Source organism: Mesorhizobium bavaricum (assembly GCF_056781655.1).
In genome coordinates this window covers 3238207-3263964 of sequence record NZ_CM165566.1, presented here as the reverse complement: position 1 = coordinate 3263964, position 25758 = coordinate 3238207, and the positions used below count along the sequence as shown (strand labels likewise).

27 protein-coding genes are annotated in these 25758 nt (G+C 64.8%); 16 read left to right on the top strand and 11 right to left on the bottom strand.

The annotated features are described in order from the left end of the window. The first annotated feature begins 172 nt into the window (after nucleotides 1–172). Nucleotides 173–622: an ester cyclase gene (locus AC1RZR_RS15930; protein ID WP_481828906.1), complete on the top strand. Its 450-nt coding sequence runs from the start codon at nucleotides 173–175 to the stop codon at nucleotides 620–622. Nucleotides 623–899: 277 nt separating this feature from the next. After that, nucleotides 900–1970 (top strand): phosphatase PAP2 family protein, encoded by a 1071-nt coding sequence (locus AC1RZR_RS15925; RefSeq protein WP_481828905.1) that lies wholly within the window; start codon nucleotides 900–902, stop codon nucleotides 1968–1970. Nucleotides 1971–2055: 85 nt separating this feature from the next. Here the strand turns inward: AC1RZR_RS15925 and AC1RZR_RS15920 are convergent, their stop codons facing one another. Beyond that, nucleotides 2056–2592: a hypothetical protein gene (locus AC1RZR_RS15920; protein WP_481828904.1), complete on the bottom strand. Its 537-nt coding sequence runs from the start codon at nucleotides 2590–2592 to the stop codon at nucleotides 2056–2058. Between the two features lie 121 nt (nucleotides 2593–2713). Next, the gene (locus AC1RZR_RS15915; protein ID WP_477278570.1) at nucleotides 2714–3040 is read right to left on the bottom strand and encodes a DUF1330 domain-containing protein; all 327 of its coding nucleotides are present in this window, start codon (nucleotides 3038–3040) and stop codon (nucleotides 2714–2716) included. A 178-nt stretch (nucleotides 3041–3218) separates the two neighbouring features. Here AC1RZR_RS15915 and AC1RZR_RS15910 point away from each other — a divergent pair, with 178 nt between their 5' ends. From AC1RZR_RS15910 to AC1RZR_RS15885, 6 genes are all read left to right on the top strand, one after another. Then, nucleotides 3219–3911, top strand: a complete 693-nt coding sequence (locus tag AC1RZR_RS15910; protein ID WP_481828903.1) for a winged helix-turn-helix transcriptional regulator — start codon at nucleotides 3219–3221, stop codon at nucleotides 3909–3911. 84 nt (nucleotides 3912–3995) lie between these two features. Further along, on the top strand, nucleotides 3996–5138 hold the full coding sequence (gene ada / locus AC1RZR_RS15905; protein ID WP_481829069.1) for a bifunctional DNA-binding transcriptional regulator/O6-methylguanine-DNA methyltransferase Ada: 1143 nt from the start codon (nucleotides 3996–3998) through the stop codon (nucleotides 5136–5138). A 20-nt stretch (nucleotides 5139–5158) separates the two neighbouring features. Further along, nucleotides 5159–5389, top strand: a complete 231-nt coding sequence (locus AC1RZR_RS15900) for a hypothetical protein (RefSeq protein ID WP_481828902.1) — start codon at nucleotides 5159–5161, stop codon at nucleotides 5387–5389. Nucleotides 5390–5605: 216 nt separating this feature from the next. Then, a complete protein-coding gene (locus tag AC1RZR_RS15895; protein WP_481828901.1) occupies nucleotides 5606–6091 on the top strand; it encodes a methylated-DNA--[protein]-cysteine S-methyltransferase in 486 nt (161 codons plus the stop codon). After that, nucleotides 6088–6831: a 2OG-Fe(II) oxygenase gene (locus AC1RZR_RS15890; protein WP_481828900.1), complete on the top strand. Its 744-nt coding sequence runs from the start codon at nucleotides 6088–6090 to the stop codon at nucleotides 6829–6831. Before AC1RZR_RS15895 ends, AC1RZR_RS15890 begins: the two co-directional genes overlap by 4 nt. A gap of 344 nt (nucleotides 6832–7175) precedes the next feature. Further along, the gene (locus tag AC1RZR_RS15885) at nucleotides 7176–7646 is read left to right on the top strand and encodes a nucleoside deaminase (RefSeq protein ID WP_477278565.1); all 471 of its coding nucleotides are present in this window, start codon (nucleotides 7176–7178) and stop codon (nucleotides 7644–7646) included. 80 nt (nucleotides 7647–7726) lie between these two features. Here the strand turns inward: AC1RZR_RS15885 and AC1RZR_RS15880 are convergent, their stop codons facing one another. Beyond that, entirely contained in the window at nucleotides 7727–8314 is a 588-nt protein-coding gene (locus tag AC1RZR_RS15880) for a dihydrofolate reductase family protein (protein ID WP_481828899.1), read from the bottom strand. A 155-nt stretch (nucleotides 8315–8469) separates the two neighbouring features. Here AC1RZR_RS15880 and AC1RZR_RS15875 point away from each other — a divergent pair, with 155 nt between their 5' ends. The 3 genes from AC1RZR_RS15875 to AC1RZR_RS15865 all read left to right on the top strand — a co-directional run bounded on the left by AC1RZR_RS15875 (nucleotide 8470) and on the right by AC1RZR_RS15865 (nucleotide 10680). Then, entirely contained in the window at nucleotides 8470–8886 is a 417-nt protein-coding gene (locus tag AC1RZR_RS15875; protein WP_481828898.1) for a winged helix-turn-helix transcriptional regulator, read from the top strand. 80 nt (nucleotides 8887–8966) lie between these two features. Further along, nucleotides 8967–10214, top strand: a complete 1248-nt coding sequence (gene dinB / locus AC1RZR_RS15870; RefSeq protein ID WP_481828897.1) for a DNA polymerase IV — start codon at nucleotides 8967–8969, stop codon at nucleotides 10212–10214. A gap of 124 nt (nucleotides 10215–10338) precedes the next feature. Continuing rightward, complete coding sequence (locus AC1RZR_RS15865; RefSeq protein WP_477278561.1) at nucleotides 10339–10680, top strand: hypothetical protein; 342 nt, start codon at nucleotides 10339–10341, stop codon at nucleotides 10678–10680. 100 nt (nucleotides 10681–10780) lie between these two features. Here AC1RZR_RS15865 and AC1RZR_RS15860 read toward each other — a convergent pair whose 3' ends face one another. From AC1RZR_RS15860 to AC1RZR_RS15825, 8 genes are all read right to left on the bottom strand, one after another. Next, nucleotides 10781–12385 carry an FGGY-family carbohydrate kinase gene (locus tag AC1RZR_RS15860; protein WP_481829068.1) on the bottom strand — a complete coding sequence of 535 codons (1605 nt, stop codon included), beginning with the start codon at nucleotides 12383–12385 and terminating at the stop codon, nucleotides 10781–10783. Nucleotides 12386–12574: 189 nt separating this feature from the next. Then, nucleotides 12575–13303 (bottom strand): SDR family oxidoreductase, encoded by a 729-nt coding sequence (locus tag AC1RZR_RS15855; RefSeq protein ID WP_477278560.1) that lies wholly within the window; start codon nucleotides 13301–13303, stop codon nucleotides 12575–12577. Nucleotides 13304–13325: 22 nt separating this feature from the next. Next, entirely contained in the window at nucleotides 13326–14585 is a 1260-nt protein-coding gene (locus AC1RZR_RS15850) for a sugar ABC transporter permease (RefSeq protein WP_477278559.1), read from the bottom strand. Then, on the bottom strand, nucleotides 14582–15403 hold the full coding sequence (locus AC1RZR_RS15845; RefSeq protein WP_477278558.1) for an ATP-binding cassette domain-containing protein: 822 nt from the start codon (nucleotides 15401–15403) through the stop codon (nucleotides 14582–14584). Before AC1RZR_RS15845 ends, AC1RZR_RS15850 begins: the two co-directional genes overlap by 4 nt. Nucleotides 15404–15498: 95 nt before the next feature. Further along, nucleotides 15499–16581: an ABC transporter substrate-binding protein gene (locus AC1RZR_RS15840; protein WP_481828896.1), complete on the bottom strand. Its 1083-nt coding sequence runs from the start codon at nucleotides 16579–16581 to the stop codon at nucleotides 15499–15501. Nucleotides 16582–16830: 249 nt separating this feature from the next. Next, nucleotides 16831–17715 carry a helix-turn-helix domain-containing protein gene (locus tag AC1RZR_RS15835; protein ID WP_477278556.1) on the bottom strand — a complete coding sequence of 295 codons (885 nt, stop codon included), beginning with the start codon at nucleotides 17713–17715 and terminating at the stop codon, nucleotides 16831–16833. Between the two features lie 248 nt (nucleotides 17716–17963). Next, nucleotides 17964–18218: a hypothetical protein gene (locus AC1RZR_RS15830; protein WP_481828895.1), complete on the bottom strand. Its 255-nt coding sequence runs from the start codon at nucleotides 18216–18218 to the stop codon at nucleotides 17964–17966. Between the two features lie 660 nt (nucleotides 18219–18878). Continuing rightward, complete coding sequence (locus AC1RZR_RS15825) at nucleotides 18879–20063, bottom strand: Gfo/Idh/MocA family protein (protein ID WP_481828894.1); 1185 nt, start codon at nucleotides 20061–20063, stop codon at nucleotides 18879–18881. 126 nt (nucleotides 20064–20189) lie between these two features. On the opposite strand from AC1RZR_RS15825, the gene AC1RZR_RS15820 reads away from it, so the two are divergent. From AC1RZR_RS15820 to AC1RZR_RS15800, 5 genes are all read left to right on the top strand, one after another. Beyond that, nucleotides 20190–21083 (top strand): MurR/RpiR family transcriptional regulator, encoded by an 894-nt coding sequence (locus AC1RZR_RS15820; RefSeq protein WP_481828893.1) that lies wholly within the window; start codon nucleotides 20190–20192, stop codon nucleotides 21081–21083. Between the two features lie 78 nt (nucleotides 21084–21161). Next, a complete protein-coding gene (locus tag AC1RZR_RS15815) occupies nucleotides 21162–21944 on the top strand; it encodes an SDR family oxidoreductase (protein ID WP_477278549.1) in 783 nt (260 codons plus the stop codon). Next, nucleotides 21941–23482, top strand: a complete 1542-nt coding sequence (locus tag AC1RZR_RS15810) for a mannitol dehydrogenase family protein (RefSeq protein ID WP_481828892.1) — start codon at nucleotides 21941–21943, stop codon at nucleotides 23480–23482. Before AC1RZR_RS15815 ends, AC1RZR_RS15810 begins: the two co-directional genes overlap by 4 nt. A gap of 15 nt (nucleotides 23483–23497) precedes the next feature. After that, on the top strand, nucleotides 23498–24412 hold the full coding sequence (locus tag AC1RZR_RS15805; RefSeq protein WP_481828891.1) for a sugar phosphate isomerase/epimerase family protein: 915 nt from the start codon (nucleotides 23498–23500) through the stop codon (nucleotides 24410–24412). A 155-nt stretch (nucleotides 24413–24567) separates the two neighbouring features. Further along, complete coding sequence (locus tag AC1RZR_RS15800) at nucleotides 24568–25602, top strand: ABC transporter substrate-binding protein (protein ID WP_379099248.1); 1035 nt, start codon at nucleotides 24568–24570, stop codon at nucleotides 25600–25602. The last annotated feature ends 156 nt before the right edge of the window (nucleotides 25603–25758 follow it).

Below are 25758 nucleotides of genomic sequence, written 5' to 3'. Positions count from 1 at the left end.
TGCCAAATTATCGGCAGCATTCCCAATTCCTGCAACGACCTTCCCGCCTTTCGATTGGCCGGCAAGAAGCGGAGTTTTGCGCCCGCCGGATCGTCCTAGTGCTTGCCCCAGGACACCGGCCAGTCCGGTGACCCCCAAGACAAAGACAAGCAAACAACAAGAGGACGTCCCAATGACCAAACAGGAAGACAACAAGGCCGTCGTCGTCAGATGGTTCACCGACTTCTGGGGTGAGATCGGCGATCTGTCTGTGGTCGACGACATCGCCGCGCCGGACATGCTGCTCAAATACTCGCTGCATGAGCCGCGCCGTGGCCGCGATGACATCAAGGCCTTCATGACCGACTTCCGCGCCGCCTTCCCGGACCTCAACTTCTGGGCCACCGCCGACCTCATCGCCGAGGGCGACTACGTCGTCGGCCAGTGGGAGGGCGGCGGCACCCACACCGGTCCGGCCTTCAGCGATTTCCTCGTCGGTTCGCTGCCCGCCGCCACCGGCCGCACCATGCGCTTCACCGGCACCACCGTGCTGAAGGTGGTCGACGGCAGGATCATCGAGGAGATCGGCCTCGACGACGGCGTCGCCGCCCTCACCCAACTCGGCCTGATCAAGGCCGCCTGATTGCAGGGCCATCGCCATCCAAGCGATGGCCCTCTTTCAATCCAGCCCAAGCCTGACGACAAGGTAGCCTGCAACAATCGAAAGCCTCGGATGGCGGCGAATGATGCTGGAGCGTCGCGGCGCAACATCTTCGTCAACGAATCCTTGCCAACAAATCGCGCATTATAACTGTATAATTTTTATGATTTTACTTTGGTGAAAGTGTAAACCAGACGGTAATACATTCTCTGCGAAATACTCCATACAGTTTTCTGGGCAGCTGGCGGGATGTCCTTCTATGAATGCGCCCAACGGGCAGAGTAGCGGTAATCGCCGCTCAGTTGCCATTTTTGACCTGGACATCGCGGCAACCAGGAGCGGCTGGCTGCTGACTGCCCTGTGTCTGGCCTATGCCGTGACCGCGCTCTACCTGGAGCCGGATCGCTATCTGCATCTGGCGCATTCCTATGCCAGGCCGTTCGTCTTCTTCCTGCCCGCGCTTCTGGCGGCGGGGCTCGGCCTGGTGGCGCTGACATTTGCCAGGCACAACCCGACCAGATTCATGCTCGACACGCTCAGGCAGCGTTGGCTGGCAGCCGCACCCGTCATCCTTTTGTTCTTTCTCGGCATCACCGCCTTCACTACCTTGAAGGTCGCCATCCCGGACATCGTGCCATTCTACGCCGACCGCGTCCTGGCGGAGCTTGATGTTCGGTTGCACGGCGCCGATCCCTGGACATGGGCGCACAGCGTCGTTCCCGATCCGGCTTCAGCCGTCATCTTCGCCGGCTACGCATATGTCTGGCATGTCCAATGGTTCGGCATTCTGCTGTTCGTTGCTTTCTGGAACGATCCGGTCAGACGCTTGCGCTATCTATGGGCGTTCGCACTGACCACGATCCTGTGCGGCACCGTTCTTGCGACCCTGCTGTCGTCCACCGGCCCGATATTCTATGACCAGTTCTACGGCGGCGACCGGTTTGCCGGACTGCAGATCGCCCTGGCGCGGAACGGCTACTCCGCGTCGATCGATGCCTATGCCAGCTATCTCTTTGCGGCCTACGAAAGTGGCCGCCCGGAACTGGGTACTGGCATCTCCGCCATGCCGAGCGTGCATGTTGCAATCGCCACGCTCAATGCGTTCTTCCTGGCCGGCTTCGGTCGTCGGTGGGCTATCATCGGCTGGTCCTTCGCGGCGCTGATCCTGTTCGGCTCGGTTTACACCGGCTGGCACTATGCCGTGGATGGCTACCTCTCGATCCTTGTCGTGTCGCTGCTCTGGTCCCTGACGGGGCGTTTCGTCCTGCCGCAAGCGAGCCGGGATATCGCCGAGGTGGGATCGGCGATTCCGGATCCGGCGCCACAATGACCGGGCCCGACTAAAGCCGGGCAACCGCGACCCCACAGCTTCGGACGAGTGGCCAGGCGGCATTGGCGCCGCCTGGCTTTGCCGGCTACTGGCTCGGCGCCATCGCGTGTTCGCATGACACGTTCGGGTTCATGTCGGCGAAGGTGCCGGTCGGGTTGCCCTTCCAGGCCCAGACATGCAGTTCGTAGAACGCGCCCAGGCCGTAGCGATTGGGCGCGCTGTTGAAGTTGAACAGCTGTCCGTCCAGCGACGCCGGCCCCTTCGAGGTGATGTATTCGACCGCCACCAGCTTCAGCGTGCCGTCGGCCATCGGCTCGTACATCACGGCTTCGGGACGGGCGATGTCGATCTTGTCGTCCTTCAGATACCGGCCGTTGACGTAGTGGATGCCCATTGCGCCGCCGGTGATGCCGCTGGCGCAGGGAATGGGCGCATAGCCCTCAGCCATAGCTGCCTCGAGGTCGACAAACCGGCTGTTGGCAGCCCGTACCTTGTCGGCCAGCGGATTGGGCTCGGACGCAGGTGCAGCCGCTTCCTGATGCGCCTGCGCGAACGCTGTGCAGACGGCCAGCATGGCCCCCGCAATGAGAAGCCTGTTGCGGAAATTGAGTGTCATCTTCATTCCATTCTTCTTGAAAAAGCACAGATGGCCGGCCGCCGAAAATACGGAGGCCCGACACGCAAGCGCTGTGACTGTTGTTGCTTGGATATCCCGCGATCGATGCGACGAATGCCGGGAACGGTCATCCTTTCGGCAGGTACGGGATCGTTCCGGCCAGATCGGTGTTGTCGATCATCTGGAAACGGCTGTCGCTGCCATCCTGACGGGCCGTGACGAACGGCGCATAGGCCGGATCGCTGGTGAAGGCGCGCGCCGCCGCTTCCGACGGGAACGCCATCAGGGCGATCAGCGTGGTGTCGAGCGGCTTGCCTTCAAGCGTCTTCACATTGCCGCTGCGCGACAGATATCTGCCGCCATGCTTGTGGACGAGATCGTGCACCGACGCCGCGTAGGCCGGTATCCACCGCGGGTCCTTCACCTTGATGTCTGCGATAATGTAGGCGGTCATGGGTCGTCTCCTGGTTTGCTGTGCAAGGGGTATCCCCTGCAACCGGCCAAAGGGCTCGCATGTCAGGGCACTCGCCAGCCAGTCCGCGATCTGTACCGGGGCAGTACAGTTTCCGTACTGGCCGCTTCATTCATGAAGGCCTAATATTCAGCCCAGGTTCGAGGGAGAGGCCGTAATCATGACCCAGCCCGGATACAAGCAGTTCTGCCCGCTATCGATGGCCGCCGAGGTGCTCTGCACCCGCTGGACGATGGTGCTGCTGCGCGAACTGGTGGCGGGCTCGACCCGCTTCAACGACCTGCGCCGCGGCGTGCCGAAAATGTCGCCGACCCTTCTGTCGCAACGGCTGAAGGAGCTCGAACTGGCGGCGATCATCGAGCGCAAGGAAGTGCCGGGCGAGAAAGGCATCTTCGAGTATCGGCTGACGGAGGCTGGCCGGGATTTGCGCCCGGTCGTCGAGGCGATGGGCTTCTGGGGACAGAAGTGGGTCGAGTCCCGCCTGTCGCTGAAAAACCTCGATCCGTCGCTGCTGATGTGGGACATGCGGCGCAATCTGAACCCCTCGCCGCTGCCCGAGGGGCGCACGGTGATACAATTTCTGTATCAGGAGCTACCGGCGTCCAAACGGTCATGGTGGCTGATCGTCGAAAAGCACGGCGAGGTCGATCTGTGCTGGTACGATCCGGGCTTTGACGTCGATCTCTACGTCTCGACCGACCTGCACACGATGACGGCGATCTGGATGGGGTTGATCACGGTCGAGAAGGCCGGGGCGAAGGTCACCTTGACCGGCGATCAGGACATCGCGCGGAAGATGCAGACATGGCTCGGGCTCAGTCCGTTCGCGATCGAACCCAAGCGGGCGGCATAGCAAACGAGGGCTCGGGGGCGACGATCGGCGGCGCTTGGCAGGAAACGGGTGGCGGGGCCGCTTTTTGGCGGCTTCAATGCGGCCATGTTCATCACCCTGGCCAAAAATCTCAAATCCACGCCGCTGCCGGTTGCCGACGATCCGCGCTGGGCGCGCATCGTCGCTCGCGACAAGGCGGCCGACGGGATATTCTGGTATTCGGTGGCGACGACCGGCGTCTATTGCCGGCCTTCCTGCCCGTCGCGGCGCGCCAACCCGAAGAACGTGCAGTTGCACAGCACGCTGGATCAGGCCAAGGCCACCGGCTTTCGCCCGTGCCGGCGCTGCAATCCGAACGGGCTGTCGCTGGAGGCCGGCAACGCGGCGATGGTTGCCGATGCCTGCCGCAGGATCGAGCAGAGCGAGGAAGAGCCGTCGCTCGGTGAACTGGCGGCCGCCGCCGGCCGCAGCGCCGGCTATTTCCACCGCGTCTTCAAGGCGGTCACCGGGCTGACGCCGAAGGACTATGCCGCCGCCCACCGCGCCGCAAGGGTCCGCCAGGGCCTCGAGGACGGCAGCAGCGTGACAGTGGCGATCTACGATGCCGGCTTCAATTCGAGCGGGCGTTTTTACGGGAAATCCACCGGCATGCTCGGCATGACGCCGACGCGCTATCGCGACGGCGGCGCTCATGAAGAGATCCGCTTTGCCGTCGGCGAATCCTCGCTTGGCACCATCCTGGTCGCGTCGAGCCAAAAGGGCGTCGCCTCGATCCTGCTCGGCGACGATCCGGACACGCTGGTGCGCGACCTGCAGGACCGTTTCCCCAAGGCACGCCTGATAGGCGGTGACCGCGACTATGAGGCACTGGTCGCCCGCGTCGTCGGTTTCGTTGAAGCGCCAGCGCTCGGCCTCGACCTGCCGCTCGACGTGCGCGGCACCGCCTTCCAGCAGCGCGTCTGGCAGGCCTTGCAGGATATCCCGGTCGGCAGCACTGTCTCTTACGCTGAAATCGCACAGCAGATCGGAGCGCCAAAAGCGACCCGCGCCATCGCCGCCGCCTGTGCCGCCAACGCACTTGCCGTCGCCATCCCCTGCCACCGCGTGATCCGCAAGGACGGTGCCTTGTCCGGCTATGCCTGGGGCGCGGAGCGCAAGCGCGCCCTGCTCGACCGTGAGATGGGGTCCGGCGGTTCGGGCGGGGTGAAGGCACCCGATACCGACACACACCGGTCTTCGCGGGCCTGACGGCGGGAGACCTGGCGGCAATGCGCGCGATGGCAAGGTCTCCCACCACCGATGCGAAGCCCCGCGGCAACGGCACTGCCGCCACCCCACGCTCCCAGGACGCGAAATCGCTGGTGATGACCGCCATCGGCGAGCTGGTCGATGGCGGCAAAGCCGAGTGGAATTTGACCACGAGCGGCGAGATCGAGCTGCGCTTGTTCACCGGCGAGGTGTTCCTGCTCGGCGAGTTCTCCGTCGCCCGCCTCGCGTGACGAAGGGTGAACGGTTCAAAATCAGCGCCCTACGGCGGGCGCTTCTTCACAGGCTGCGATTTGAATTTGAAAGCAAGCACCGGAGTGAGGACCGGACGCCGTCTCTGTAGGGTTCAGGCACAGACAAAGGAGTGAAGGCAATGACCCTCATGCAAACCCAAATCACCGCTCCGGCGGCGATAGCCCGCAACGCCGCCGTCCTCGACACCATCGCCTATGCCATCGGCCAATCCGCGATCGGCAGGATCCTGCCGGCGCGCAGCCCCATCGGCGTCTGCCATCCTGATCGGCTCGAACGCCGACGCGCTGGAGCGGGACCTCGGCAACCGCTTCCCCGGCGAGATGCTGGTCGAAGACGGGGCCGGATTGCGCGACGATCTCGCGGCCATAGCGCACTTCATTGAAACGCCCAGCGTCGGTCTCGATCTGCCGCTCGACATGCGCCACGGCACGCCATTCCAGCAGAGGGTGTGGGACGTGCTGCGCACCATTCCTTGCGGCGCCACCATCACCTACACCGCACTGGCCCGCCGCCTTGGCCAGCCGAACGGTGCCCGCGCCGTGGCGACGGCCTGTGCCGCCAATGCGATCGCGCTCGGCATTCCCTGCCATCGTGTTGTCCGCGCCGACGGCACGCTGGCCGGCTACCGCTGGGGCGTCGAGCGCAAGCGCGCCTTGCTCGACAAGGAGGCCGCACTATGAACGCCCCTGCCAAGGTTGCCGCATCCGTGGTCGAAGCCGTGGAGGCGCGCGTCGCCGGTTACGACTGGCCAGCCCTTGCCGCCGAACTCGACGGCTTCGGCTGCGCGGTGATCGAGAAATTACTCTCGCCCGAACAATGCCGGCAGATCGCCAGTCTCTATCCCCAGGAACAGCATTTCCGCAGCCACATCCATATGGCCAGGCACGGCTTCGGCAAGGGCGAGTACCGCTATTTCCGCTACCCCTTGCCGGACCTGCTCGGCGGTCTGCGCAGCGCGCTCTATCCCAGGCTGGCCGAGGTCGCCAACCAGTGGAACGAGCGTATGGGGCAAGCCATGCGCTACCCCGCGACGCATGGCGAGTTTCTCGAACAGTGCCACGCCGCCGGCCAGACGCGGCCGACGCCGCTGTTGCTGCAATATGTGCCCGGCGACTTCAACTGCCTGCACCAGGATCTCTATGGCGACCTCGCCTTCCCACTGCAGGTGGCGATCCTGCTTTCCGAACCGGGCAAGGATTTCACCGGCGGCGAGTTCGCGCTGACCGAGCAGCGGCCGCGCATGCAGAGCCGGGTCGAGGTGGTGCCGCTGCGCCAGGGCGACGCGGTTGCCTTCGCCGTCCACAACCGGCCGGTGCGGGGAAGCAAGGGCAATTATCGCGTCAATTTGCGTCACGGCGTCAGCCGTTTGCGCTCAGGCATGCGCCACACGGTCGGCATCATTTTTCACGATGCCAAGTGAGCATGGTCTCCCGGACAAGGAGGAGCACAAAATTCATCCAGCGTCGGCGGATGCCATGTCCAGGACCCACGGGCAGGCATAATAGTCGGTGATGCGGCTGATCGTGCCGCCATCGGCATGGATCCAGATACGCCGGCCGCCAGACATCGCCTTGCAGCCTGTCGACGACCACGATTTCCCCGCCGCATGCGCTGACACCGAGCTTCGAGCAGGACGCTCACAGCGACGGCTCGGTCTTGCCAATGCCGTCCTTTGGTAGCAATCTCAGCTCGGGATCCGGGCGACGACGGCGCTCGGCGCGGGCTCGGCTGAAACAAACGTCACGCCGTTGAGGGGAACCGATCATGACCCGCGACCAGATGCTCGCCCACCTCCGCGCCGCCGACGCCGTCGCGCGCGAAGCGAGGGCGCATGGGCATCATCCGTTCGGGTGCGTGCTGGTCGGGCCCGACGATCGCGTGCTCATGCGGCAGGGCAATCTCGACACCGTGCGCCATGCCGAGACCGAGCTCGCCCGCCGCGCTGCGGCTGCTTACGAGCCGGAGTTCCTCTGGCAATGCACGCTGGTCTCGACCTTCGAACCATGCGCGATGTGCGCCGGAACGATGTATTGGGCGAACATCGGGCGGCTGGTCTACGGGGGCGATGAGACCAAGATCCTGGCGCTGACCGGAGATCACCCGGATAATCCGACGATGAGCCTATCCTCGCGTACCGTGTTCGGCTCCGGCCAGAAAAAGATCGAGGTCTTTGGCCCCTTCCCCGAAATCGAGGACGAGCTGCACGAGCCGCACCGCGATTTCTGGCAGCGCTGACGCGGTGGCTCAGGAAAGGTCGCGTCTGCAACGATCCCGGCACGAGGCGGCAGAATCCATCCGGCCAGTCGATCCGGTACCTAGACCGCCGGCGCGTAGCGGTTGACCACCATGCCGCAGGCATAGGCCTTCGAGCCGAGCAGGCGCAGGGTCTTGAAACCGCCCTGGTCGAAGATCCGCCGTCCCGCGCCCAGAACCGCCGGGTTGACGAACAGCTGGAACTCGTCGACCAGCCCGGCCGCGATCAGGGCGGAGGCGAAACCGGCACCGCCGAAGACGGCCATGTCGCCGCCCTCGCCCGCCTTCAGTGCGTTGACTTCGCGCGGCAGGTCGCCGCTGGCCACCGTCGTGCGCTCCCATCGCGAGGCTTTGAGCCTGTCGCTCAGCACCACTTTCCGCGCATCGACGATGCGCTGCGCGAAGGCATAGAACGGATCGCTCGCAGATTTCTCCGCCGCCTTGCCCCAATGGGTGAGATACCCCTCCTCGGCCATCTTGCGGCTGAGCAGGATGGTGTCGATGCCGGCGAAGACGGTGTTGAAATCCTGCTTCAGCGCCTCGTCCCAGGCGCAGCCGTCGCCCCATTCCCAGAGCTGCCAGTGATGGTCGTCGTCGGCGCCGACAAAGCCGTCGACCGACATCTGCATCTGCAGGATCAGCTTTTTCATCGTCATTCTCCTCGGTTGTCCGGCTCAAGGATTCGGGCGAAAGCCTGCGCCAAGCGCGCTGCCATGGTCAGCATGAAATACTTTACATTTGGAACCATTGACGCAAGATGAAAATGATGTCAATTGTAAAGTGATTTAAAAATGGAACCATAGCGATGTCGACCAAGGGAAAGTCCGGCTGTCCGATCAACCTGTCGCTCGAACTGCTCGGCGACCGCTGGACACTGCTCATCATCCGCGACCTGATCTTCGCTGGAAAAAAGCATTTTCGAGAATTCCTGCAGTCCGACGAAGGCATATCCTCGCGCACGCTGGCCGAGCGGCTGCAGACGCTGCAGGAAGAAGGCATCCTCACCCGCAGTGACGATCCCACACACGGGTTGAAAACGGTCTACCGGCTGACGGAGGCCGGCGTCGACCTTTTGCCCGTGCTGGCGACGCTCGGCGCCTGGGGCAGCAAGCACCGCAAGGCCGACGACAAGCTCGCCCGGACCGCCGACGAACTAGCAGCCGGCGGCGAGGTCGCGCTGGAACAGATGAAAGCGGCGTTGCGGGCGGAGCATAGCGTTTAGGTGGCCGCGCCGGCTTGACAATTATCCCCTTTTGTTCTCTATTTGTTCCCGTCTATCAGCAACTGCGGATGTGCGGACGGATGGAAACGACAGCCACCATCCTGCATGCCGATCTCGACGCCTTCTATGCCTCCGTCGAGCAGTTGCTCGACCCGTCGCTGCGCGGCAAGCCGATCGCGGTGGGCGGTGGCGTCGTCCTCGCCGCCTCCTATGAGGCGCGCGCCTTCGGGGTGCGCGGCGGCATGCCGGGACGCAAGGCGCGCGAGCTCTGCCCACAGCTGATCTTCGTCGGCGGCAATTTCAGCGACTACCAGCGGCTGGGCGACGCGGCGATCAAAGTGCTCGACGATTTTACCCCGCTGGTCGAGCGCATCTCCATCGACGAGGCCTTTGCCGACGTCGCCGGCTGTACGCATCTGTTCGGCTCGCCGCGAGAGATCGCCACGACGATCCGCCGCCGCGTTCGGGCCGAACTCGGCCTGCCGATCTCGATCGGCGTGGCGCGTACCAAGCATCTGGCCAAGATCGCATCGCAGGTCGCCAAGCCAGACGGGCTGGTGGTGGTCGACCCCGGCACCGAGATCGCCTTCCTGCACGACCTGCCGGTCGGGCTGATGTGGGGCGTCGGCCCGGCGACCAAAGCGCGGCTGGCCGAAATCGGCATCGAGACCATCGGCCAGTTGGCCAGGACGCACAGCGGCGCGCTGACGCGGCTGCTCGGTCCCGCCGCCGGCGAAAAGCTGTCGGCGCTGTCGTGGAACCGCGACCCGCGCCGACTGGAGACCAAGCGCCGGGCGCATTCGGCCGGCGCGCAATCGGCGCTTGGGCAGAAACCTGCCGTGGCGCGGGTCATCGTGCCCACTCTGCTGCATCTGGCGGACCGCGTCGCCAGCCGGCTGCGCGCCAAGGCGCGGCCCGGCCGCACGGTCACGGTGCGCGTGCGCTTTGCCGATCTCAGCGCCGTCACACGCTCGATCACGCTCGACCAGCCGATCTCGGCTACCACCATGCTGGCCGAGGTCGCCGGCGACCTGGTGCGCGGCGCGCTTGCCGACCACCCGCACGAGAGGACGATCTCGCTGCTGGCGATCTCGGTGTCGCACCTCGAGGAAAGCGCCGAGCTCCAGCTCGAACTGCCGCTCGGCCTCGCCGACGAGAAGCGGCGACCGGGCACGCGGAAAGGCCTCGCGCGCTTCGGCGCCGACCGCGCCATCGACAAGATCCGCGAGCGCTTCGGCAAACAGGCGGTCGGCTACGGCACGGTGGCGCTGGAGGCGACGCGCTCGGTGCCCGATGAATTCAGGGAGTTGGCGGAGAAGGGGCTGTAAGCGCAGCGGAAGCTATTCGACTCCTGCATGTGACCGCGCAAGTTATAACTGAGGGCGGCAAAGAGTGACTTGATTTCCGCCCTGGCTATTCGAGTAAGGTAGCGGCCACAAGGCATGGAATCCGATGTTCGCAGCCTTCATCGTTTGCGCGTCAGTCACAGCTCTCAGCGCGGTTGTCAGTCTCGGTTTCTCCTTGGCTGCCGCCATGAACGAGACCGGCAACGCCCGGACAATAACATTGTACGGTTGTGCACGCAGCGTGGCTTTGGTGGTCGCAAGCGCCGTGCCATTTTTTACAGGTTCGACGGAATGGCTTGAAGCCATCGCCTGGATAATGATCCTTGTGCAGGCTGGAGATGCGGTCATAGGCACCACGATCGATGATCGGACGAAAACCTTCGGCCCGGCCTGCGCCTCGCTCGCCAACCTTCTGGCTCTCCTATGGCTCATCCAGTCTGTTCAATGAGACCACGACAAACAGCCTCAGCGCACGGTCTCGAATCTCGAGGAAAAATGCCGAGCTGCAACTCGAACTGCCGCTCAGAGCAGAATCCCCAAACAGTCGATCAACCCCTGATCGCCTTGCCGGCTTGCTGCAGCAACTCGAATGCCGCGAAGCGCTTGGCGTGCCAGCCGGCCAACGAAGCGTCGGGATGATAGACTTCGCCAAGTTCCGACATGCCGGCCATGGCTGTCACCAGATCCTGGTAAGCCCCTGCGGCGACGGCGCCCAGCATCGCTGAGCCGAGAAGCACCGGCTCCGGCGAGATCGACGCCACCACCACCATGCCTGTGGTGTCGGCCAGCAGCTGGCGCACCAGCGGGCTTTGCCCGGCGCCGCCGCTGACCACGATGGTGTCGACGGGAATACCCTTATCATGTTCGGCCCGCACGATCTGGCGCGCGCCGTAGCCCAACCCAGAGACGCCGGCGACATAGAGCCCGACCAGGCTGTCGAGGTTGGTGTCGAGATCGAGCCCGGCAATCAGGGCACGCGCATCTGGATCGGCGAACGGCGCGCGGTTGCCGAGAAATTCCGGCACGACATGGATGTTGCCTACCAGCGCCGGCGTCGCTGCAGCACCCCCACGGCCTTGCGCTTGCAACGCCAGCCAGGCACCAAGGCTGAGGCCCTCGGCCTGTGCCTTGGCCGCCGCTTCGCCAGCCGCCGGGTGCATGCGCACCAGATGGTCGATGGCCGCGCCCGCCGCCGATTGGCCGCCCTCGTTCAGCCATAGGCCCGGCACCATGGCCGAGAAATACGGACCCCAGACGCCGTCGACGAAGGCGGGTTCGGCGGTCGACGACATGGTGCAGGCCGAGGTGCCGAAGACATAGGCCATGCGTGACAAAACACTGCCGAAGTCGCCGCGCGCACCGACCGTGCCGACGCCACCGGCATGCGCGTCGATCAGCCCGGCCGCCACCGCCGTACCGGGAACAAGGCCAAGGTCCGCCCCCGCTTGCGCGGTCAGCCCGCCGCCGAGAGCGGCACCCGCCGGCACGATCTCGGTGCCGATGCGCGTGAACGCCTCGTCGGCCAGGCTGCCGAGCCCGATGGTCCGGAAATAGGTCTCGTCCCAACGACTCTCATGCGCCAGATAGGTCCATTTGCAGGTTACGGTGCAGACTGAGCGGGCAAGGCTGCCCGTCACCCGCCAAGTTAGGAAGTCGGCGAGGTCCATGAACTGCCAGGCGGCATTGAAGGTGTCGGGCCTATTTTCGGCCAGCCACAAAAGCTTCGGCGTTTCCATCTCCGGCGAGATGACGCCGCCGACGTAGTTCAGCACCGCCTCGCCGCTGCGGTTGATGCGGCGCGTCTGCTCGACCGCACGATGATCCATCCAGACGATGATGTTGCGTTCGGGATTGTTGGACGGGCCGACCGGCAACGGCACGCCGCCCTCGCCCAGCACCACCAGCGAACAGGTGGCGTCGAAGCCGATGCCGGCGATCGCTTCGGGCGCGATGCCGGCTTCGGCCACGGCGGCGCGAGTGGCACGGCACACCGCCCGCCAGATGTCGTTGCTCGACTGCTCGACGATGTCGCCGGGCTCGCGCCAGACCTCGATGTCCTGCTTGGCCGAGGCAAGCAGGTTTCCCATGTGGTCAAACACCCCGGCCCGCGCGCTGCCGGTGCCGACGTCGATGCCGAGGTAGTGGGGCATAATGGAACCTTCGGTTCAGGGGAGTAGGCAGTAGGCAGTAGGCAGTAGGCAGTAGGCAGTAGAAGATTAGCGAGTCAGGCTAGAACGCAGGAAGTGCTTTTTTCGACCGGAGGTCGGACAGTAAAGGTGTCTACATCTTCCCCTACTGCCTACTGCCTACTGCCTACTGTCTACCTACTGCCCTACCTCCCCTCACAAATCATTGCTCTGCGGCAGGATCACCAGATCCCGGATCGTGACATTGCGCGGCCGGGTCAGCATGAACATCACCGCCTCGGCCACCTCGCGCGGCTGCATCAGGCCGCCGGCGGCGAGCTCTTCCTCGAGCTTGGCCTTCGGCCAGTCGCTGACCAGCGCCGTCACCACCGGGCCGGGCGCCACCGCGCCAACGCGCAGGCCGTGTTTCGCCACCTGCCGGCGCACCGTGTGGACGAAGGCCTGCACGGCGTGCTTGGAGGCGGTGTAGATCGGCTCCCAGACCACCGGAACCAGCCCGGCGATCGAACTGGTGACGATGATGTCGCCGGTCTTGCGTTCGACCATGTGCGGCAGCACCGCGTGGATCGAGCGGAAGACGGCGTTGATGTTGAGGTTCAGCATGCGGTCCCAGGCGTCGGGATCACCGGTCAGCACCTCGCCGCCGACATAGGCACCGGCATTGGCATGGAAGATGTCGAGCTGGCCGGCCTTTTCCAGGATCTGCGGCATCATGGTGGCGACGCTTGCCGGCTGCATCAGGTCGATCACCAGCGGGATCGCCTTGGAGCCGAGTTCGGCGCACAGGCTGTTCAGCGTCGCCTCGGCGCGGTCGACCAGCACCACACTGGCGCCGGCCGCCAACATGTATCTGGCGCATTCGAGGCCGATGCCCGATGCGGCACCGGTGATGGCCGCAACTTTTCCGCTCAGTTCCTGACTCATTTTTCTCTTCCTGTTGATGGGTTCAGGCCCGGCCATGGGAAACACGCGAGCGGCGGGCCAGCGAGTCGACGATGACTGCGATGGCAAGCACGGCGCCGGTGATCATGTACCGAAGCGACGAGGACAGATCGAGCAGCGTCAAGCCGCTGGCGATCGACTGGATGACGATGATGCCGAGCAGTGCCGAATAGGCGCTGCCGCGGCCGCCGAACAGGCTTGTGCCGCCGATGACGGCCGCCGCGATGGCGTTGAGGTTGACGTCGCCCGTACCGGCCTGCTGGCTCGCCGAAGCCAGCCGCGCCGCCGACAGCACGCCGCCAAAGGCGGCCAGCATCGAGCACAGCACGAAGGCGCTGGAATAGATCAGCCGCACATTGATGCCGGCGCGCCGTGCCGCCTCGCGGTTGCCGCCGACCGCCGACATCGAGCGGCCCCATTTCGTCCGCGTCAGCGCGTAGTGCATGGCGATGACCAGGCCGACGAACAGGCCGAACATCCACGGAATACCGCGCGCCTGATTGAGATAGAAGACGATGAGTTCGATCACGATCGTGATCGCCACCGCGCGCGTAACGAGACCGCCGGTCGAGGGCGCCGACAGGTTGGCGGCGCGGCGGCGCGCAACGGTGCGCAGGCCGGTGACCAGCATGACGATGCCCGGCACCGCCGCCAGAGCGAACGACACGAATTTCGGCATCACCAGCAGCTGGCCGAAGTTCACCAGGTTCGAGCCGTAGGGTAGGTTGATCGAGCCGGTCGAGCCGAGGATGTAGAGCTGCAGGCCAAGCACCGCCAGCAGGCCGGCCAGCGTCGAGACGAAGCTCGGCATGCCGAGCCGGTTGAACAGCAGCGCATAGAGCGCGCCGATGAAGCCGCCGACGGCGATCGCAGCGAGGATGGCGAGCGCCACCGGCCAACCCTGGTTGACCCACAGCGTGCCGACCAGGGCCGAGGCAAAGCCGCTGATCGAACCGACCGACAGGTCGATCTCGCCGACCATCAGCACGCAGACGATGCCGAGCGCAATGACGCCGACGGTCGAGGAATCGAACAGCAGGTTGACCAGATTGCTGCTCGATAGGAAGATCGGGTTGATGCTGGCGAACACCGTCCAGATGATGACCAGCCCGACGATGACCGGCAGCGAGCCGAGATCGCCCGAGCGCACCCGGTCGAAGAAGGCGCGGATGGCGCCGCTCAAGCCGGCCTCATGCTTGACGCGCACATCGGCGCGGTCGAGCTGCGGCGGCACCGGCGCCGTCTGTTGCACGTCGCGGCTCATGGGTGTGGCTCCTGGGTTTGATCCTGGCGTGCTTGCCTGCGCTCGGCGCGCCGCGACACCGAATTGTTCGACGCGCCGGTGATGGCGCTGACCAGCTCCTGGTTCGAGGCGTCGGGCGTGAAGATGCCGTTGTTGCGGCCAAGCCGCAGCACGACGATGCGGTCGGCGACGGCGCGCACGTCTTCCATGTTGTGGCTGATGATGACAACGCCGAGGCCGCGGTCGCGCACGCGCTCGATCAGGTTGAGCACTTCCGCGGTCTGCGCAACACCGAGGGCCGCCGTCGGTTCGTCGAGCAGGATGAGCTTGGGTTCGAGCAGGAGCGAGCGGGCTATCGCCACCGTTTGGCGCTGGCCGCCCGACAGCGACGCGACCACTTCGCGCACACTTGGGATGCGTGCCGACAGCTCGTTGAGCAGCGTCCAGGCGCGCACTTCCATCGCCACCTCGTCCAGCCGCAGCGGGTTGAGCTCGCGGCCGAGGAAGATGTTGGCGACGATGTCGAGGTTCTCGCACAGCGCCAGGTCCTGGAACACGGTGGCGATGCCGAGCGTCAGTGCCGCACTGGGGTCGGCAAGCGTCACCTGCTTGCCGCGAAAGCTGATGGTGCCAGTGCTTGGCTGATGCACGCCGGCGAGAATCTTGACCAGCGTCGACTTGCCGGCGCCATTGTCGCCGACCAGCGCCACCACCTCGCCGGCGTGGACATCGAGATCGATGTCGGTCAGCGCCGAGACGGCGCCGAAATTCTTCGAGATGCCGCGCAGGCTGAGCACCAGCTCGCCTGTCGGAACCGGTCCGTCCGGGGTATCGATCATGCCTGGAACACCTTTCAAAAAACCGGTTCAAAAGCGGTGAGCGCTGCCTGGCCGCCGCGTGGGCGGCCAGGCAGCGGAGCGGGCAAGGGTCGCGGTCAGCCCCCGATGCCCAGCTTCTTGCAGCCTTCCGCGTAGCGATCGACGCAGAGTTCGGCCGCGGTGTTGATCTTCTTGTCGATGATCTCGGCCTTCAGGTTTTCCTGCGTCACCACCGCCGGCGTGAACAGCTGCGAGGGCGTGTCGTACAGCGTCATCTCGGCTTTCGGCGTTTCGCCCGAAAGCAGCTTGATGGCGACGTTGGCTGCGGCCGCGGCCACGATCTCGCTCGGCTTGGAGATGGTGTTGTACTGGTCGCCGGCGATGATCAGCTGCAACGCGGCGATCGTCGCGTCGTTGCCGGTCACCGGCGGCACCGGATCGACGCCGGCCGCCTTGAAGGCGGCGATGGCGCCACCACCGGTGCCGTCATTGGCGGCGACGACGCCGAGGATCTTCGGGCCGAAGCGGGTGATCTGGCCGCCGGCCCATTGCTGCGCCTTCGGCGGCGCCCATTCCGGCGTGTCGTATTCGGCCAGGATCTGGTAGCCGCTGTTGTCGAGGCCTGCATGGATGCCCTTCTTGATCAGGCCGGCCGCCGCGTCGGTCGGCGAACCGTTGATCTGCAGCACGCCGCCGGTGGCCGGATCGACCTTCAGCGCCTTCAAGTGCTCGACCAGCGAGTCGGCGATCGCCTTGCCGATGCCTTCATTGTTGAACGAGACATAGAAGTCGGCCGGCGCGGTCGGGATCGGCCGGTCATAGGCGATGACCTTGATGCCCTGGCTCTGCGCCAGTTTGACCAGCGAGGCGGCGGCGGTCGAATCTACGGGATCGAGCACGATCGCCTTGGCGCCCTGCGAGATCACCGAGTTGAACTGCTGCTGCTGGCGCGAGGCGTCGGCATCGGCGTTCTGGTAGAGCACCTTGCAGCCCGGGCACAGCTTCTTCATCTCGGCGGCAAAGCCGGGATAGTCGTGCTGTTCGTAGCGGGTCGAGGCCTGGTCGGGCATCAGGAAGGCGACGGTGGCGTCGGTGACTTCGGCAGCCCTGGCGATCGCGGCGGTGCCGGCCAGCAGCGACAGCGCAAGGGCTGCCATGCCGGCGGACTTCCCAGCGGACTTCATTGAAAATCTGGTCATTCGGTCTTCTCCGTTTCTGGATATGGTTGTAAGAAGGTCGTTGACTGCTGTTGTGAAGACGCGCCTCCGCCCTCGCCCCAACTGCAATTGGGAACCAGGGCCCGGCGCCGGCCTTTCAAGCCGCGCCGACATCCTCCGCTGACGAAGGATTTTCGGGACAAGCGCTCTCCATCGCGGACCGCGTCATGCGGGCCACGTTGTCATGCGAAGAATTGTGTTTCCTCCCTTGGTTCCTCCCTGGCTCCTCCGTTAAGCGGCTTTTCCCGCGTTGATGTTGTCGGCCAGCAGGCGCCTGAAACGCGAGGGCGGCATGCCCTTCTCGGCCAGGAACTGCCGGTTGAAATTGGACAGATTGTTGAAGCCGACCTCGTAGCAGATGTCGGTGATCGAGGCCTGCTCGTCGCTCATCAGGATCTGGCAGGCGAGGTTGATGCGCAGCCGCTTGACATACTGCACCAGCGACATGCCGGTGTGGCGGCGAAACGAGCGCGAGAAGGCGCCGGTCGATTGGCCGGCGATAGCCGCGAGATCCGCCTCGTCGAACAGCTGCGTCAGGTTCTCCCTGATATAGGCGAGCGCCTTGTTCATGCCGGCGGTCATGTAGCCCGACGGATCGGGCCGGTAGCTGGCGCTGGCCAGCAGCTGGAACTCCTGCGCGCGGCTGAGCAGACCGGCAATCATCATGAACAATTCGATGCGGCGCACGCCTTGCGCCTGCATCATCTCTTCCATCAGCGGCGCCAGCTCCTTGCTGGTGCGGTTGGAAAACAAAACGCCGCGCCGCGATGCCTCGAGCAGCGGCCCGAGCCCCGCCAGTTCCGGCAGCACATGCATGGCGTCGCCGATGAAGCTTTCCGAAAACTGGATGATGCGGCCGCGCAGCGGGATGGAGCTGTCCCTCGGGATATCGCTGACCCAGTTGTGCGGCAGGTTCGGCCCGGTCAGCACCAGATTGCCCGGCTCGAACTCGCCGATGAAGTCGCCGACGAAATAGCGCCCGTTGGTGAAGATCACCTGATGCAATTCATATTCGGGATGGAAATGCCAACGTACCGTGTGGAAAGGGTAGCCATGCGACCACGCCTTGAAGGACTCACCGCGTCGTATCTGGACAACTTCCAGGTCCGGTTCCATGTCCGTTTCCTCCCGGGCCGGCACGGATCGTCGCCGCGTTCGGCCCACATTCCCTAAACCGGCCGAATTGGTTTCGGCTCTGCATTTCGAGACCACGGTACCGGCTCATGACAGTAGGCGCCACCACGATTCAGGGCAGCGGATGATACTTTTTTAACCGGGAGAGGATGCGGAGAGGCGATATTCGGGCAGGATGGGGTCAGCGCTTCCGATTGGGCTGGCTGACGCGGATGCGTGGCGGGTGGTGGTCACACGCCCACTCTGCGTCCCCCGCATATCAGAAAGTAGCAATCTTCGTAGCGAGTGCGTTCAGGGCCGGATTCCGGCATCGTCCTGCTGCCGTCATGATAGCTTTGAAGAAGGCGCGAGCATTGCGCCACCTTGATCACCCTGACATTGGGAAACAAGGTAACGGCGGCTTCTGACCGCGCCAGAGAAACGGCCGTGAGGACGAGACATCCGAGCCCGAGACTGGCGGCAAGAAAAAAATCGACGTTGCGCATTGGCGTTCCCGAATACGTTCGGGCGATGTTCCTGACAACGCAGAACCCGCGTCATGATTAACATGTGGATAGCGGCACCCTCCTATCATCGAGTGCGATCTGGCGCTTGGCGAACGAGGCCTCATCATGTGATAACGGCGACCGGCCCTTCTTCTGGCGTTCCGGATGCCAGGTGAACTCGCCGGGCTTGAGATCCCTGATGTCCTGAAGCGTCTCCGCGACGAAGCTTCGCGCCGCTGGCAACAACGCCAGCACATACCCCTTTGGGGTTATGGTCGCCCCGCGCCGGCTAAGTCATGTTTCCCTTCATCTTCAAGAAATGCGAACGGCAGCCCGCGCGGAACGGTTCGATCTCAAGCCCGCCCTGGTCTCCGGAAAAAGCATCGGACACAACCTTCCCGGAGGCGAAACAATGAAAGACACTGTCAAACTCGACCGCGCGCTCGGACTCTGGTCCGTCGTGCTCTTCGGCTTGGCCTACATGCCGCTGACGGGCTGCCGGTCGGCCTGCAGATCGTCGGACGGCGCTTCGCCGACGAACAGGTCCTGTCCATGGCGGCGGCCGTGGAAGCACGGTTGACCGCCGCCGGCCTCAATGCGCCGCCGATGGCCGCAGTGGGCCCGTCGCTGGAACGTTGAAGGAGCGATCAGGTCTCATCCTCACCCGAACCGCGCAGCCGTCCACGTGCCACCCGCCGCATTCGACTCCACCGCCGCCGCGACGAACTTCACGCCACGGGCGCCGTCGACGACATCGGGCACCTGCGCCGCGCGCGCCGGATCGACGGCGCCACCCGAACGATGGGCGCGGATGATGTCGGCGGCGTCGCGGTAGAAATTGGCGAAGGCCTCGATATAGCCTTCGGGATGCGCCGCCGGCATGCGCGATACGCGCCGGCTCTCTTGCGTCGAGCCATGGCCGCCGCGCACCAGCGTGCGGGTTTCCTCGCCGTAGATGGAAAAGCGCAGTTCCTCTGGCCGCGCGCCCGACCATTCGAGCCCGGCTCTGTCGCCATAGATGCGCACCGACAGATCATTATAGTGGCCGGGCGATGTCTGGCTGGCGAGGATCGTGCCGCGTGCCCCGCCTGTCCAGCGCACCAGCACATGCGCGTTGTCGTCGAGCCGCCGCCCCGGCACCGCGGTGAACAGGTCGGCCGAGACAGCCTCGGCCTCGCAGCCAGAGATGTAGCTCGCCAGGTTGAAGGCATGCACGCCGATATCGGCCAGCACCGCCGACTGCCCTGCCCTTGCCGGGTCAGTGCGCCACTCCGCCTGCTTCTGGCCCTCGGCGTCGATCGGTTTGGTCAGCCAGTCCTGGATGTAGGCGCCATGCACGGAAACGATGCGCCCGAGTTCGCCCGCCGCCACCATCTCGCGCGCCTGGCGGACCATGGCGTAGCCGGTGTTGTTGAGGGTGACGACGAAGCGGCGCTTTTTCGCCCGCGCCAGCGCCACCAGCGCCTCGGCGTCGGCCAGCGTCGTCGACAGCGGCTTGTCGCAGATCACGTCGATGCCGGCTTCGAGGAAGGCTGTCGCGATCGGCGCGTGCAGATGGTTGGGGGTGACGATGACGACCGCCTCGATGCCGTCCGGCCGCGCCGCTTCGACCTGCGCCATGGCGCGATAATCGGCATAGCTGCGCTCCGGCGCGATGCCGATCTCGGCGGCCGATGCGGCGGCGTTCTCAGGATCCGAGGACAGCGCGCCGGCGACCAGCGCGATCTGGTCGTCGAGGCGCATGGCCAGCCGATGCACGGCGCCGATGAAGGCATTGCGGCCGCCGCCGACCATGCCGACCCGCAAACGTTGGCGTGTCGATCCATCCGATGTTGCATAGACCATGATTTTTCAAACTCCTCCGGGCGGGCCGTTTCTGAGGACGTGCGAGCCTACGGCGCCGCCAGCGCTTTCGAACACGATTTCCAATTTCCATATTGTAAAACGATCGTGCCGCGCTAGCCTGAAATCATGAGTGGGGCAGGCAAAACATCCGGACGGTCCATTGCCGACGAGGCGGCGACCCGCAAGCGCGGGCGCTCGCTGGCGGCACTCGGCTACATCCAGCCGCAGACCTATGAGGAACTGCGCGCGGTGCTGTCGTCCGGAACCGTGCATTTCCCCAAGCGGCTGCGCCAGGTCGCCATCTTCCTGTGGCAGCATCCGAGCGACGTCGCGCTCGGCACCATCGCGCAGGTGGCGGCACAGGCCGGCGTGCAGCCTTCGACGCTGGTGCGCTTCGCCCAGATCTTCGGCTATGCCGGCTTTTCCGATTTCCAGGGCCTGTTCAAGGACCACGTCAAGGGCTCATGGCCGGAAGGACGCGGCGAGCAGCGGGCCGAGACCGAACCCAACGCCAACCTGCATTTCCTGCATGGCATGGTCGGCGCCTCGCAGGCCTCGCTTGGCCGCATCGAGAGCGGCTTCGACGTCAGGAGTTTCGAGAAGATGGTGGCGCTGCTGGCAGCCGCCGACCTGATCTATGTCATCGGCTCCAAGCGCGCCTTCCCCGTCACCACCTATCTGTCGCTGACGCTGTCGCAGCAAGGCGTGCGCAACGTGCTGGTCGACAATGTCGGCTCCACCGCGCTCGATCAGGTCGGCTGCATTGGCAGGCAGGACGCCGTGCTGGCGGTCTCCTTCAGCCCCTACAATTCGATCACCCCCGACCTCGTCGCGGTGGCGCATGAGCGCAACGCCCGCATCGTCACCATCACCGACAGCACCTTCAGCCCGCTGATCCGGCTGTCGGACGCCTGGCTGGAGGTGGTGGAGTCGGACTTCGCCGGCTTCCGCTCGCTGGCCGCGTCGCTGGCCGTCGGCATGGCGCTGGTCCAAGGCGTCGCCGCGCGCCGCGGCCAATGAAGCGACGCTGGCACAATTGACTATCGGGAATTCACGTTCCATATTTCTAAAAATAGAAACTTTGTTCCGGGAGGAGGAATGGAGCTTCAGCTCAACGGCAAGGTGGCGCTGGTCACCGGTGCGACGCAAGGCATTGGCCGCGCTATCGCCGAAACACTCGCGCGTGCCGGCGCCGGCGGCCTGCTGGTCACCGGCCGCGAGAAGGCACGCGGCGACGCGGTGGCGGCGGAGCTTTCGCAGTTGGGCACGCCGACCGTCTTCGTCGCGGCCGACCTCGCCGACCCCGAAGCCCCCGACCTGTTGGCGAAGGCCTGCATAAATCGCTTCGGCCGCATCGATGCTTTGGTCAACGCCGCCGGCTTGACCGACCGCGCGTCCTTCCTGGATGCCGACCTCGACGACTGGGCGTCACTGTTCGCCGTCAATGCACGTGCGCCGTTCTTCCTGATGCAGGCAGCCATCGCCGACATGAAAAAGCGCGGCCAGGGCGGCGCCATTCTCAACATCCTGTCGATCAACGCGCATTGCGGCTCGCCGGAACTCGCCGTCTACTCCGCCACCAAAGGCGCGCTGGCGACGCTGACCAAGAATGCCGCCAACGCCCATCGCGTCGACCGCATCCGCGTCAATGGCATCAATGTCGGCTGGACCGACACGCCGGCCGAACGCGCCATGCAAGCCGACACGCTGGGCAACGGCCCCGGCTGGCTCGACGCCGCCAACGCCTCGCAGCCTTTCGGCCGCCTGTTCTCGACCAACGATATCGCGAACCTTGCGGTCTTCCTGCTCTCCGATGCGGCGGGACCGATGACCGGCACGCTGGTCGACCAGGAACAGTGGGTGATCGGGGCGAACCGGTGAGCGTTGCCGCCTCCCCCGAGACGCTTGGGCCTGCGCTGCTCGATCGTTTGCCTGTGACTGTCCAGAAGCCGGCCTATGACCGCGCGACGCTTGCGCCCGGCATGGCCCATCTCGGCGTCGGAGCCTTTCACCGCTGCCATCAGGCCGAATACACCGACGATTTGCTGGCCAGTCATTTCGATCGCTGGGGCGTGGTCGGCATCAACATCCGACCACCCGGCCTCGCCGGCACGCTCGGCAGCCAAGGCGGCCTCTACACGCGGCTGATCCGCGAAAACAGCCGCATCGAAGCGCGCGTCATCGGCAGCATCGTCAAGGTTGTCGACAGCCAGGCGAGTGCGGCGCCAGCGCTCGAGGTCTTGTCCTCCCCAGACATCGACCTTGTGACGATGACGGTGACGGAAAAAGGCTATTGCCACATCCCGTCGAGCGGCGTGCTCGATCTCGACAATCCAGACATCGTCCATGACCTTGCCAACCCGGAGAAGCCGCGCAGCGTTCCCGGCATCATGGCGCGGGCATTGGAACTGCGCAGGGCGACGCATGGAAGGCCGCTGACCCTTCTGTCCTGCGACAACATCCCGACCAATGGCACCATTCTGGCCAATGTCGTGCAGGCCTTCGCGCAGCGGCGCGGCAACGCCCTCGCCGACTGGATATCAGCCCACGCCGCTTTCCCCTCGGCCATGGTCGACCGCATCGCGCCGGCAACCACGCAAGCCGACCTCGACACAGTCCAGCGGCGCTATGGCTACCGCGATGCGGCGGTCGTCGTCAGCGAGCCGTTCCGCCAATGGGTGATCGAGAAAAAGTTCGCCGGCCGCGTGCCGCGCTGGGACCGGGTCGGCGCCAGCTTCGTCGACGACGTAACACCGTTCGAGCATCTCAAGATGCGGGTGCTCAACGGTGCGCAGACGACGCTCGCCACGCTCGGCGTGCTGGCCGGCTTCGAGCACACATCAGACGCCATCGCCGACCCGCTACTATCGGCCTTCGTGCGGCGCATGCTGGTCGAGGAGACGCTGCCGACATTGATGCCTGTGCCGGGCATGGAGAAGCTTGCCTATGTCGCCCAATGCCTCGGCCGGCTGAAGAACACCGCGATCCGCCATCGCAACCACCAGATCGCCACCGACGGCTCGCAAAAGATCGTCCAGCGCCTGCTCAACCCAATCCGCGAGCGCTTGCGTCAAGGCGCAAGCATCGCGCTGCTGGCGGTGCCGGTCGCCGGTTGGATGGCCTATCTGATCCAGGCTTCGGAAAAATTCGGCAAACGCTGGCCAGTGTCGGACCCCTATGCCGGCAAGGTCGCGGCGATTGCCGACGCAACCGGCCGCGATGCACAGGCGCTAGCGTCCGGCATCCTTGCCATCGACACGATTTTCGACCCCGGCCTTGCCGTGAACGATGTTTTCCGTAGGGCCGTCACATCGGCGCTCGACGGCTTGCTTTCGGACGATCCGATGGCAACCGTCAGGCGCAATTTGAAACAAGCCGACACCACACGGTTGAAGCGGCCCGCACAATCGGCATTATAGGAGCTGGGAGGCACGATGAAACTTGGACTGCTCACCGCACCCTTCGCGGAGACGCCGCTTGGCGAGGTCGCCGGCTGGGCAAGTTCGGCGGGTTTCGAGGCGCTGGAAATCGCCTGCTGGCCGAAATCCTCCGGCGCCAGCCGCCGTTATGCCGGCACCAGCCACATCGACGCCGCCTCGACCTCATCCTCACAGGCGAGCGAGATCGTCGCCTCGCTGGCGGAAAAGAATATTTCCGTCTCCGGCCTTGGTTACTACCCCAATCCGCTGCATCCCGATCCCGCGCACCGCGAGGCGGTGATCGGCCATCTCAAGAAGGTAATCGTGCTGGCTGCCAATATGGGCGTGCCGCTGGTCAATACCTTCTGCGGCGGCGATGCCTCGAAAACCGTCGACGTCAACTGGCAGGAGGCGCTCACGGTCTGGCCTGATATCGTCGCCCATGCGCGCGACCATGGCGTCAAGCTCGCCTTCGAGAACTGCCCGATGATCTTCAGCTATGACGAGTGGCCGGGTGGGCACAACATCGCCTATTCGCCACAAATCTGGCGCCGAGTCCTCGAGGCTTGGGGCGGCGATGTCGGCATGAATTTCGACCCCTCGCATCTGGTCTGGCAGATGATCGACCAGGCCCGCTTCATCCGGGAATTCGGCCCCTACATGCTGCATGCTCATGCCAAGGACCTGATGATTGACCATGATGGACTTTATGAGCACGGAATCCTTTCGGCTGGGATAGGCTGGCAGGTGCCGCGCATGCCGGGCCTCGGCGATGTCGACTGGAAAATAATCTTCTCGGGCCTCTACCGGGCCGGCTATGACGGCCCCATCATCATCGAGCACGAGGACAGGCGATTTGAAGGCAGCGACGATCAGGTAAAGCGGGGCTTCCTGCTTGCCCGCGACGTGCTGCGACCGTTCGTCAAATGACCGCGGAAATGCATGTCGCCCAAAAGGCGGAGAATTTCTGGGGACAGCGACATGCGAGAACAAGAATTTAAGCCGCGCCGCCTGAATCTCTTTCTACGCGACGCGGTTTAACGACTTGGAATTGAACTGAAAAAACAATGTGGAGGAAGTCTGACATGAAAAAATATCTGACCATGGTCCCGCTGCTTGCCGGCGCGGCCTTCCTGGCCTCGGTGGGCGCCTCGTCCGCTGCGGGCAAATACACCATCGGCATCTCCAACACCGTGCAGGGCAATGGCTGGCGCGAGGAGATGGTCTGCGCCATGAAGGCGCAGGCGTTGGCTTCCGGCGAGGTCGCCAAGCTCAACATCGCCCACCGCAACACGGATGCTGCCGGCCAGCTGGAAGACATCCGCAACCTGATCAGCGCCAAGGTCGACGCCATCGTCGTCAACCCGGCCGATCCGGCCGGCATCAAGGCGGGCCTCGAGGAAGCCACCAAGGCCGGCATCGTCGTCGTCGCCGTCGACCAGGCGGTCACCGAACCGTCCGCCTACATCATCTCCAACAACCAGGAGCAATACGCCTATCTCGGCGCCAAGTGGCTGTTCCAGCAGATGGGCGGCAAGGGCGAGGTGTTCTACATGCGCGGTGCGGCCGGCGCGTCCGCCGACAGCGACCGCGACAAGGGCTTCAAGAAGGCGCTGGCCGAGTTCCCCGACGTGAAGGTCGCGCAGGAAGTCTTCACCGGCTGGCAGCAGGACCAGGCCAAGCAGCAGATGCTGTCCTTCCTCGCCACCGGCACGCCGATCAACGGCATCTGGACGTCCGGCATCGACAACGTCATCGTCGACGCGCTGGTCGAGTCGCAGGCGCCGCTGGTGCCGGTGGTCGGCGCCGACAATGCCGGCTTCGTCGGCCAGCTCAGCTCGGTCAAGGGCCTCGTCGGTGCGGCGGTGACCAACCCCGGCTCGATCGGCGGTGCCGGCGTCACACTCGCGCTGCAGATCCTCGACGGCAAGAAGCCGGCGCAGCAGACGGTGCTGGTCGAGCCGCAGCTGTGGGAGAACGCAACCGAGGAAGGCAAGGCCAAGCTGAAGGCCGCCGCCGACCCGTCGCTCAGCCCCGAATGGCCGGTCTCGATCTCGATCCCGGACTGGACCACCTACACCAAGGACCAGATCGTGGCGTGCAAGGGCCCGGGCGAGTAGGTCTGGGGTTTCGCTGCTGACTATCGGTCGGCGCTGCCCCTCACTGTCCTGCCGGACATCTCTCCCCGCGAACGGGGAGAGAGCAGCAGCTGGCCGCAACGCCAGTGACATCGCCCTCTCCCCGTCTCTATGGGGAGAGGATGCCGGCAGGCAGGT